This window comes from Kitasatospora sp. NPDC056446 (assembly GCF_042796115.1).
Taxonomy (GTDB): domain Bacteria; phylum Actinomycetota; class Actinomycetes; order Streptomycetales; family Streptomycetaceae; genus Kitasatospora.
Genome location: NZ_JBHTRF010000073.1, coordinates 35,984 through 46,888, shown reverse-complemented (window position 1 = coordinate 46,888; position 10,905 = coordinate 35,984). Strand labels below are relative to the sequence as shown.

The following is a 10,905-nucleotide window of genomic DNA, read 5'->3' as shown; positions in this document are numbered from 1 at the left end:
CCTGCAGAAGGGTCTCGACCCCGACCGGCTGTCCTTCACCCGCAGTCTGCGAGTCGTACGCCGCCAGGTCCCCGCCCAGGCGGCGCTTTCCCCCCTGCAGACTCACCCGGGCACTGACCCGCACCCTGGCTGAGATCACCGAACGCCTGCTACCCCCGCGTCGTCAACGGACCTGCCCCCGCGTCATCAAACGCAAGATGTCCAACTGGCCCCTCAAACGCGCCAACCACCGCAACCTGCCAACCCCAGACCCGGCAATCATCACAATCGCCAAGCCAACACCAACCTAAAGTCACTGGCATTGGTCCTAGCCGAAGTGCGGCCCCGCGGCGCCTGGTCCACGTTTCGCGCATCGCGTGGGCCACCAGCGGCAAGGCGCCGGGTTGGCCGGTGGCCTCCGCAAGGACGGCCTCCAGCAGGTCGGGGTCCACCACGACGCCCGCTCGGGCCGCGGGTTCGACGACGATGTCCCGCAACTCGGCCCGGGTGGGTGTTCCGACCGGGAGCTGGGCGCCTGAGCGGAGGGCGACGGCCAGGGCGGGGTGAGCGAGGCAGCGGTCGTAAAAGTCGGCGCGCACGCTGATGACAACCCGGACCCGGGCCTCGGGCGCCGGGTCGCCGGCCGTGTGGTGGTCGGCTGTGCGGTCGCCAGCCGTCCAGGCCAGGCAGGCCAGGGCCGCCTCCCGTTCCCCGGCGTCCACGCAGGTGGTGAAGAGTTCCTCGAACTGGTCGATGACGAGGACGACGCGTCGGTCGGCGGGTTGCGTGATCAGCCAGGTGTCCAGCGCGATCCCCAGGGCTTCGGGCTCGTCGGCCAGGGCGCGGACCAGCGCCTCGGTGTCACCACCCGTCAGGGCGGAGACCGCCAGGGCCAGCGCCCGTAGTGGGTGGTCGCCGGGGACCAACGGCGCGGTGTGCCAGGACTCGTCGAGCCAGGGAAGCAGCCCTGCCCGCAGCAGCGAGGACTTGCCGCTGCCGGAGGCGCCGACGACCGCCGTCAGCCGGTGGCGACTCACCTGCCGGACCAGGTCGCTCACCAGTTCCGACCGGCCGAAGAACACGTCGGCGTCCCCCGTGCCGAACGCCGCCAGTCCCAGGTACGGGCCGTGGGCGGGACCGCCCCCGTCCGCGCGGCGGTTCTCACCGCCGTCCTGCTCCGCGGCGGGCGGCCCCTGGACAGCTCGGGAGGCCGCCAGCCAACGTGCCTCCCACTCCGCCTGCTCACCGCCGCACGCCCGCGCGTAGGCGAGTACCACCGCCAGCGACGGCAGGCGTTCACCTTTTGCGGCCTCCGCCAGCGTGCTGGCGGAGTAGTGCGACTCCTTCGCCAGCGCGCGATAGCTCGGGGCGCCCGACCGGTCCCGTAACTGACGCAGCTCCCAGGCGAGCCGCTCCACCGGGCCGGCCTCCGGGTCCACGAACCGCTCCGGCCTGCCCAGCCGGGCCCTTCGCCTCGTTCCGTTCGACCGCGCGTCCACGTCACCACCCCTGGCAGGCCTCTCCCGCTCCCTCACATCGTTGTCCGACTTGAATGTCCTGCACAGAGGGCCCTTTCGGACAATGCGCCGCCACCACAGAGTTCTCGGCATCGGGGGTTCGCCGGAACACCTCGTGGCGCACCGGGGACGTCACGGTGGCAGCCGCTACGGCGGCCACCGTGCCGGCCCCGGGTCGGGGGTATCCGCGTCGTGAGGACGGCTCTCACGACGAGCACGACTCGGCAGCATCAGACGGAATCGTGACCACGCGAACTGCGCGGGCCGCGTCCGCCACTGCCGCCGCCGTCAAGCGCAAAGGCACCTGAGGCTCCACGGCTCACGGAACGCCACGAAGCCCCGCCGTTTTCAACACCGACAAGCGAGGGGTCACGGACCCCAAGTGGAGGAGAAGACCAGTGATCAAGAAGAGGATCTTCGCAGTGATGGCAAGCACCCTGTTCACGGTGACGGCACTCGCGGTGCCTGCGGCGAGCGCGACCACCGCGGCGACGCCCGACGCCACAGTGTCGATCAAGGCGTGCTCGCCCTGGAACGACTACCGCAGCGAGGGCGGCGGCAGCGGCCAGATGTGCGACGGCAACCACGCCACGGGCACGATCTACGACTCCAAGGCCGACGGGCGGTGTGTCTTCATCAAGTTCTACTACATCGGGGGCGGCGAGCCCGCTCAGAGCGCCCAGGTGGGCGGGGCCGGCACGACCAAGTACATCGACGTCTGGGCCGCGCCCGGCAAGCAGTTCAACGGCGAAGTCTCCGCGGAATGGCGTAGCTGCTGACAGAGCCACCGGGCTGCGCGGCCCCGGCCCCCGAGTCGGGTGCAAACCCGTCAAGGAGCCGGGGCCGCGCAACCCCTCCACCACAGGCGCCCAAGGGCACCACCACGGCAGGAAGCTGCGACTCGGGGTCCGGCAGGTGTAGTGAGGACGCGCACCTCAGGAGCGTGCGGGCTGCCGCGCCGTGCCCCCGGCCGCCGTCCTCGATGCTGTCGTCCCGGTCGTCCTCGGCGGGGTGCCGGGCCGGGGCGGCGGGGCGGGCCGGAAGGCGGCCTCAGGAGCTGGGCGGGTGGATCAGGACCCCGCCCGGGGCGGGTACGCAGCGCGTGCCCCGGGGCAGGTTCTCGACCGCCCCGAGGTTCTCGGCCGCCCGGTCTGCAGCACCCTTCGGAGGTGGTCTGCGTCGTACAGGACGGCGACCCGCCGGTCCGGACTTTCCGGGCGGAGAGCCGCGGCGCACGTCGAAGCGAGGGGATGTGCGTGATCGAACAACTACTCACCGCTACCTTCGAGGTGCTGATCCGCTCCCGTTCCGTCCGACCGATGGAGTGCTCTCGGTGCGTCACCTCGTCCGACCCGCCGCACTTCTCGGAGCCGCGCTCCTGGCTCTCACCACCGCCGATCTGGCGCACAGCGCGGCGACACCTGCCTACGACGCGCCCCGCGCGGGATCGACGTCCTCGAACCTGGACGTGGCGCTCACCGCCGGCAGCATCCGAGTCGCCGCCGATGAAAGCGTCAGCGTCTCGGGGACCTACTCCTGCGACGACGCCTCCGGCACCGACAGCGTGCCTATCGCCGTCACCTTCGTGCAGAAAGGGAGGGTGGCCTCCGGCAGCACCACCGTCGACTGCCAGAGCACCGGCGGCACCTGGGACATCACGGTCCCGTTCCCGTCCGTCCAGGCGGACACGGAGATCGTCGCCAACGCCGAGATCACGGACGGCGACAGCCAGGCGACGGACTCCGCTCATCTGGTGCGCCACAACGCGTTCTTCGACCGCGGGTCGGCGAACCTCCCCGTTACCTGATTCGTGGCCCCGCAACGGGGCTCCCGGCCTCCGGCCCGGCATGACTGTCCCCCCTGTAGTTCGCATGATCCGGGGGGGGTGGTGTCACCGGGCCGGAGGCATCGGTAGACCGCTGACAGGAGCAGGACCACCAGCTCGCTGGGAGGCTCTTCGTAACGTGGATGTCGGCGACCGGTGCCACGCCAACGAGGCCGGGACAGCACGACCTCGTAAGGGATCAGCGTGATCGACACCGGCGATGTGGACGTCTTCCTCGGCCTGAACGTCAGCAAGGGCGAGCACCACGGCACCGCGGTGACCCGGGCCGGCAAGCGGGTCCTCGACAAGCGGCTGCCGAACAGCGAGCCCAAGCTGCGGGCCGTGCTCGTCACGTCTCCAACCACGTTCGCCGACTCTGACTACCATCCTGGCCGTGTTGAGGACTTGCGATTGCGGTCCGCCGTTTCGCGCAAGCTGAAGTCGAGAAGCACAGCTCGTATGTCGATGCCCCGTTCCGCACTCAGCCTTGCTGCCTGTTCCTGCAAAGCGCCGCGCAGCGTTTCGGGCGTCTGTTTGCGGACGGCGCCTGGCATGGCACGGTCCGGTGATGTCCATTGCGATGCGGGAAAGTAGGCGACGAGGTAGACGCCCTGGGTGGCTCTCAGGGTGGGGAGGTAGTCGTTCGTCAGCTGCGTCTCCATCGCGCTGTACAGATGATCGTGCCAGTTTCCCTTGACCTCGACGACGACGGTGGCGATCGCTGGGGCATTGTGCTCTGGCGCGGGGTCGTTCGTCGCTGTCCGCAGGAGCAGGTCGAGGCGTTCCCCGGCGCCGCCGATGTTCCGGTTGATCTGGACCTCGCGCCCGATCATGATTCCGCTGTCCACGAGTTGGGTGTTGAGGTGGTGGGCGAGGTAGTCCGAGATGAGGTTCTCGTCCTTGGGGAAGCGCAGGCGCCGCCGAGTGGGTTTGCCGTCGACGACTTCCGGGGTGGTCTCGTTCCACAGGAGGGCTGCGGGGAGGGTTCCTTGGGTCAGGTCGTGTTGCAGTGTGGCGAGGGCCTCGAGTACCAGATCGCTGAGGTCTGCGCCGTCCCGGACCAGGCGTCGCCTGGGGTCCTGCAGGATGGCGTGGAGATCGTGGGAGCTGGGTCGGGTCCAGGTGCGTTCGCGATGGTTGCGCTGGGCGGTGCGTAGGGCTCGGGCGAGTGGCTTTGCGTGGGGGTGGGAGTGGGTGAGGCAGCGGAGCTCGTCCACCGAGTTCAGCGTTCCCCTGGCCGCGAGATGCTGGACCACGGTGTCGCGGTGCTCCGGGCCGGTCTCCTCATGTCCGACCCATCTGGTGCGCCGCGGAGGGCTTGTCGTCGCGTACGGGTAGCGGTCGGTCAGGAGACTGGCGAGGTCAGCGGCCTGCCCTTCCGGCAGTGCGTCGAGCCACTGCGTGCGACCACGGTCCAGGATCAGTCGCTCGAGAAGGTCAAAGGACTCCTGGTCGGCTCTCAGCCGGTTGACGACGATTGGCCATGCCCGGGCCGGGCTCATCCGCAGGAGAAAAGCCACGAGTTCGGCCACGAGCGGGGATCTGCGGTCCGGGCCGCCAGTCCTCAGCTTCGCGTCCAGGTCCACCAGTACCGCTTCTCGCGCCTCGGGGCGGGCCAGGTCACAGGTGAGGCGCAGCAGTTCGGTGATGGTGTGGTGGTTGGGGTTGTTGCCGGGGCCGGCGGGTGGGGTCGTTTCTTCGTGCAGTGCCTGGTCGAGGTAGTCGGGGATGGTCGTGGTGAGGCGGGTTTCGAGGTCTGTCGTCCAGATGTGCTGGGCGAGGGGCAGTGCGGTGCAGAACTCCTGGCGGGCGATCGCGGCGTCGAGGAGTGCGAGGTAGGTGTCATGGAGTTGCTCGGCGGCGTGGGGCGTGGCGTCACGTAGGAGGTCCGCCGTTTGGTCGTCTGTCGTCAGTGACAGGTCCAGGAGGACTGGTGCCCAGCGGCGCCAGTGCGCGGGGGTGATGGTGTGGGGGTTCGACGCCGGGTGCGTGTGGAGGGCGGTGAGGGCGAGGACGCCGGCCCAGGCTCTCCAGGAGATCGTGCTGGTGCCGATCCACTGGGTCCCTCCGGTGTCCGGCGCGTCGAGGTAGTGGCGGGCTGCGGCCAGCAGTCGGTGTTCTGCGTCGGCGGGGAGGACGGCCGCTCCGGGGAGGGTGGTCAGGCCGTGCTCCAGGCTGGTGTCCTCACGGCCGGTGTCGGGGTCGCGGAGCAAGGCCACGCAGAGCTGCCAGAAGCTGTCGGTGTCGCCGACTTCGGCCTCGGCCAGTAGTTCTGTGGTGCGGTGGAGCCAGGTGTCGTAGCCGTCCCATTGACGGGGCGCCGGCCGTATCGCTGCCGCGCGTTGCGCCCGGCCGCGCAACCGGTCTGCCTGGGGCCCGTGCAGCGGGACGGGGTCGAAGTACGGGGCGAAGAAGGTGACCCAGATCCGCGTTCCCCGCGTGCTCCACGCCAGTTCGTGGGCCAGCGGGTCGCTCGGGGACCAGCAGTAGGAGATGAGGTGGGGCAGCAGGGATGCCGCATGGTCGTCGAGATCGCGTTCCAGCTCGATCAGCCAGGGCAGGTCGGTGCTGTCCAGGAGTGCGCCTCGGGGCTCCGAGCCCGGCTCGAGGGCCTGGGTGGACGCTGGGACGACGCGCCGGGTGATGCGCGCCGAGGTGGCTCTTGGCGTCCACCCCTCGGCCACGAGGTAGGCGTCCTCGTCGTCCTGAGCCAGATTGAGGAGCGCCAGAGCCAGGAGGCGGCGTAGGTACCTGGCCTCGTCTGCGCAGGGATCGGAACGAGGAGTACAGAGTGGCAGCGGCACTGCCAGCGTGGGGTGGGTGCGCAATAGAGGGTTGAGCCATCGTGCCGTTGCGGGGATTCTGTCGGCCGCACCGGGCCTGGTCATGGCCCGATCCAGGAGGTCCTGCGTCATGTCGCCGACGTGTACCCATGAGGACCACTGGTCGGCGGTGTCCACGCCGCTGCGGCTGGCGATTCCGGCTGATTCGGCCTGGGATCCGATCAGGGCTTCAGAGGCCCACTGGAGGAACGGGGCCAGATCCGCGTCTGCGAGACGGTTCGGCAACGACAGGCAGAACCGTTCGTAGCTTCTGCTGCTGTTCCTGTGCGGCGGCACGAGCACAGCCAAGAGCTCGGCGGCGGTGAGCTGTTCAGGCCAGACGGCGGCCACCACTCGGCCGCGCAGGACGTGGTCCGGGTCGCGCTGCGGGTGCTCGCGCAACTCGGTCAGGATCGGCTTGAGGAGCGGCGCGGCGGCCGGGCGGTCAAGGTGGGCGGCGACGGCCGCCGCCCGGCCACGCAGTCCGACAGATCGGTGTGGGTCGGCCGCAAGAGCTGTTACCTCCGCGAGCAGCTCCGTGAGGTCGCTGGCGGCCACCGTTGCCAGAGCGAACTCAACCTCCTCGGCGTCAGGTTCGGCGCCCGCCCTGTCTGCGGTTGTCCGAGCAGCGAGAACGGGTCTCAGCTGCGCGGCGAGACCGGGGTGGCGCAGGCGGTGGGCTGGGCCGGACCACCACGGGTCGGAGTTCAGCCGGCCTGACCGGGCCCGTTCCAGGAGGCGGTCGACGATCAGGTGTTGGCTTTCCGGGTCGCCGATGTAGGAGCTGTAGGCGGCGACCGCTTCGAGGTCCACATCGATCAGCCAGGAACCGAGGGAGGGGCGCAGCGCGACAAGCCATGCGGCGAGTTCGTGCAGGTCTCCAAGGATGCCGGGAGTGCCGCCTTCACCGCGCTGGACGAGCAGACTCTGCAGCTGCGGCCGGGGCACGTTGTGGTCGAGGAGGTGGCGGGCGGCCAGGTAGGAGGCGATGGATGCGTGTACGGGCTTGACCAGTCCCGGGCCGGCACCGGTGAACAGCGGACTCTCGAGCACGCTCCGCACGAGCGGCTGCGAGAAGCCAGTCGGGGACGGGGTGGCCTCGGCGTCGACGAGGTCGGCGCCGGCGAGGTGGCGATCGTGCGGAAACGGCTGATGCGTCAGGCTCACCGCGGGAGCGCCGGTGAGCATCAGGTGGCAGGCGATCCGGCCGGCCACGGCGAGGCGCGTCTCCGGGCTGCCGTGCAGGTCGTCGGGGTCCCGGTCGCCGCCTTGCTGAACGACGGCGAGCGGCAGGGCGCGGCCGTACAGCTCCGCACGGCTGGGGGGCAGGCTGCGATCGGCCTGGTAGAGGTCGAGCAGCAGGTTCAAGGTCAGCGGCATACGGGCGAGGGCCTCCGCGCCGGCGTTGGTGACCGCCTGGGAGAACGCGTCGGGATCGACGTTGCGAGCGATGGCAGCGGTATCGACGTCCCGACGGCGCAGGGGCGCCAGCACGTGTGCAGTCGTGATGCCGAACGCCTCAGCCACAGCTCGCCGGAGGACGTCTGTGAAGGCCGTGCTGCGGCAGCCGATGACCACCTGTAGCCTGCGGCAGTCGTAGGCGCGGGCGAGGTCCTCGATCCAGCCGGCAATGTGCTTGGGTCTGGCTCGGCACTCGTCGACACCGTCGACGACGAGCAGGAACCGCTGCCCGGTCTGTGCGGCGGAACCGTCGGGCGGGGTAAGTCGACCAAGGACTGGTGCCGCTTTGCGAACGAAATCCTCCCACCTGTCGACCTGGCCCATGTCCACCCAGGCCCGGGCGTTCCACCGGGGTGCACCGTGCGGGGAGGCGTCCTTGAAGAGGCCGGTCAGCGCATGGGTCTTGCCAGCGCCGGCTTCTCCCAGCAGGACCGCCGACCGCGAGAGGACCTCGGAAAGCGCGACCACACCTTCGGGAAGACCGCCGGTGGACAGCAGGAGGCGCCCCTCCGGAAGGAAGCCGTGCGAATCGAGGCGTGGAGGCCGGTCCTCCTCGGTGCAGAACCGATCCACGTGTACGAACGCTCCGTTCCTTGAACCCGTCCCTGGCGGCCGTGCCAGGACGACATCCGCGGCTGCCAACACCGTAGTGGTCTCGTCCGACAGGCACTCCCGGTGAAGGGCGACCAGTGTTGCCGACCGGGATGATGTATGCAATCAAGTCGGCTTGGCAGCCAGCAGCTAGTACTCCAGCCGGACTTCTCCGTTCCCGCTGGTCAACGGCTTGGAAGTGGGGAGTGTAGCCGGGCGGGGGCAGGTGTGGGGCGGCCTTTGCCGCCCCGTCCCGCCAACGGGTGACCCGGCGCGTGTAGTGGCTGCGTCGGGCACGTGCTTGGTGTCTGCGGCGCCAGCGGACCATCTCATCGCGTGGCCGCGGTGTGGAGCACGGTGGCGGGGTTGAGTTGCCGGCAGACGGCGAATCTCGGCTGGCGTGCGGTCCACGAGGTCGGGCGCGTCCTGCCCGTGCCCCCCTTTCGCGTTCTTGGTTGGCGATGGCAGCCAGGAAGGCATGGGCGAGCATGCGAGGGTGATGTGCCGGTACCAGCCCACATAGCGTCGGACTTCGTACTGGTCCAGGCCGCATTCGTCCTTCGCGCTCTGGAAGCACTCCTCGATCTTCCAGCGGCAGCCGGCGACACGGACCAGGTCCGCAGATGGTGGCTGTCAGTGGCGCGCAGGCGAGGTAATAGACGATCTCGTCGGGCGCAGCAAACCCTCAACAGCGGCGGTGGCGTCCGGTGGGCCGGTCCGGGCTGCCGAGCAGGGGCACGATGGCTCTCGTGAAGGTGGCGTGCTTCCTGTCCGACCGCATCCGGGCGATCCTGTACTGAGCGAACTGCTCGATCACCCTCGCGTGTCGATGGGGCCGGTCCTTCGCGACAACGTTGGATCGCGATACCGCGTCCCGGGGCTCCGGGAGGGGCGGTTGTCCCCCGTCGCCAAGCCCGGGTTTCGTTGCGCCAGCCACGGGTTCGCCAGCAAGGGGGCACCGATGTTCGAAACGAGGGAGGCGTAGCAGTGCGAGACCAGCTGTTCGGGAGCCGTTATCGGTTGGTGCGGCGGCTCGGCCAGGGCGGAATGGGGCAGGTGTGGGAGGCTCAGGACGAGACGCTGGGCCGGCCCGTCGCGGTCAAGATGGTCTCGCTGCTCGCCGACGGTGGAAGCCGCGGCGACGAGGCACGCGCCAGGTTCCTGCGCGAGGCAAGAATCACCGCCCGACTGCAGCACCCCAACATCGTGACCATCCACGACCTCGGCGAGACTGACGCCAACGGCACCAGGGCCCCGTTCCTGGTGATGGAGCTGGTCCGAGGCGAGGGCCTGGACGCGATGCTGCGACGAGGCGTCGTCAGCTTGGCGGATGCGGCCCGCTGGGGCGCCCAGATAAGCGACGCACTTGCTGACGCGCACAACGCCGGAATCATGCACCGAGACATCAAGCCGTCCAACATCCTCATCACGACGTCCGGAACCGTGAAGGTCCTCGACTTCGGCATCGCGCGGGCGATCGATCCCTACACCGCGGACCGACTCACGCAGACCGGCTTCATCGTGGGCACACCCCCCTACATGGCCCCCGAACAGGCACGCGGCCTCCCCGAACCGCGCAGCGACCTGTACGCCCTCGGCTGCCTGCTCTTCGAACTGATCACTGGCCGACTGCCGTTCCGGGCCTCCGACTCCGTGGGCTACCTCACGGCCCACCTCACCCAGGCACCGCCTGCCCCCAGCTCGGTCTCCACCGGCGTCCCCTCCGCGTGGGACGACCTCGTGCTGAGGCTGCTGCGCAAGGACCCCGCCCAGCGGTACCCGACCGCCGCCGACCTCTCCCAGGCACTGCGACGACTCGACCGCGCCCCCGAGCCCACCACCACGCCGGGCACGACTCCGCTCTCGCCTACGATTTCCAACACCGTGGTCGGGGAGCTGTTCGCTACCATCAAGACCAACCACGGGAACATTTCGGATCAAGCTCTTCCCGGACCACGCACCGAAGACGGTTCAGAACTTCGTCGGCCTCGCCGACGGCACCCGCGATTGGACCGACCCGCGGACAGGCCTGCCCGGCCAGGGCCCGCTGTACAACGGCGTGGTCTTCCACCGGGTGGTCAGCGACTTCATGATCCAGGGCGGTGACCCGACCGGCACCGGTACCGGCGGCCCGGGGTACGAGTTCGACGATGAGATTCACCCCGCCCTACAGTTCACCAAGCCGTACCTGCTGGCCATGGCCAACGCCCGCAAGCGGAAGGGCCCGGGTACCAACGGATCGCAGTTCTTCATCACCGTCGCCTCCACGACGTGGCTGGACCGCAAGCACACCATCTTCGGCGAGGTCGCCGACGCCGTGAGCCGGACGGTCGTCGACCGGATCGCCACGACCCCGACGGAAAGAGAGACAAACCGCCCGCTGCAGGACGTCGTGATCTCCGAGATCGTCATCGAGAAGCGCTGACACCACGTTCGCGTGCGGTGGTGGAGTCGATGCTGACCAAGGAGGCCGGCTGCATCACCGGCGAGCTCACCGTCGTCACCACCGCCTTCCCGAACGGACAGCGTGGGTCGCGGTCCAGTACCGCGGCACCAACGAGTGGTACACCCTCACCGGCACACCCGCTCCCCTGCCGGACGGCGAATCCCTGGCCCGGTATTACCCAGCGTGTCCTGGACACCGTCCGCGCCGGCGGCGAAGCCGTCGCACCGCCCGGGCGGTAGCCGCCTCCCCGCTCATCCCGGCCCG

General features: G+C 69.6%; 4 protein-coding genes and 3 pseudogenes. 5 read left to right on the top strand and 2 right to left on the bottom strand.

Features of this window, described 5'->3' with window-relative positions; all coding sequences use genetic code 11:
- Positions 1-149: 149 nt before the first annotated feature.
- Entirely contained in the window at positions 150-1,418 is a 1,269-nt protein-coding gene (locus ACFQ6N_RS32225) for a helix-turn-helix domain-containing protein (protein WP_380656817.1), read from the bottom strand.
- A 476-nt stretch (positions 1,419-1,894) separates the two neighbouring features.
- Between ACFQ6N_RS32225 and ACFQ6N_RS32220 the strand changes: the two genes are divergently transcribed.
- From ACFQ6N_RS32220 to ACFQ6N_RS32210, 3 genes and pseudogenes are all read left to right on the top strand, one after another.
- Entirely contained in the window at positions 1,895-2,275 is a 381-nt protein-coding gene (locus ACFQ6N_RS32220) for a hypothetical protein (protein WP_380656815.1), read from the top strand.
- Between the two features lie 554 nt (positions 2,276-2,829).
- On the top strand, positions 2,830-3,303 hold the full coding sequence (locus ACFQ6N_RS32215) for a hypothetical protein (protein ID WP_380656813.1): 474 nt from the start codon (positions 2,830-2,832) through the stop codon (positions 3,301-3,303).
- A gap of 222 nt (positions 3,304-3,525) precedes the next feature.
- Positions 3,526-3,666 (top strand): annotated as a pseudogene (locus tag ACFQ6N_RS32210) (IS110 family transposase); the annotation flags it as partial.
- A gap of 35 nt (positions 3,667-3,701) precedes the next feature.
- On the opposite strand, the gene ACFQ6N_RS32205 reads toward ACFQ6N_RS32210, so the two are convergent.
- Positions 3,702-8,177 (bottom strand): NACHT domain-containing protein, encoded by a 4,476-nt coding sequence (locus ACFQ6N_RS32205; protein ID WP_380656811.1) that lies wholly within the window; start codon positions 8,175-8,177, stop codon positions 3,702-3,704.
- 1,005 nt (positions 8,178-9,182) lie between these two features.
- On the opposite strand from ACFQ6N_RS32205, the pseudogene ACFQ6N_RS32200 reads away from it, so the two are divergent.
- Both ACFQ6N_RS32200 and ACFQ6N_RS32195 read left to right on the top strand, forming a co-directional pair.
- Positions 9,183-9,971 (top strand): annotated as a pseudogene (locus ACFQ6N_RS32200) (serine/threonine-protein kinase); the annotation flags it as partial.
- 108 nt (positions 9,972-10,079) lie between these two features.
- A pseudogene (locus ACFQ6N_RS32195) lies at positions 10,080-10,620 on the top strand (peptidylprolyl isomerase).
- Positions 10,621-10,905: the final 285 nt, after the last annotated feature.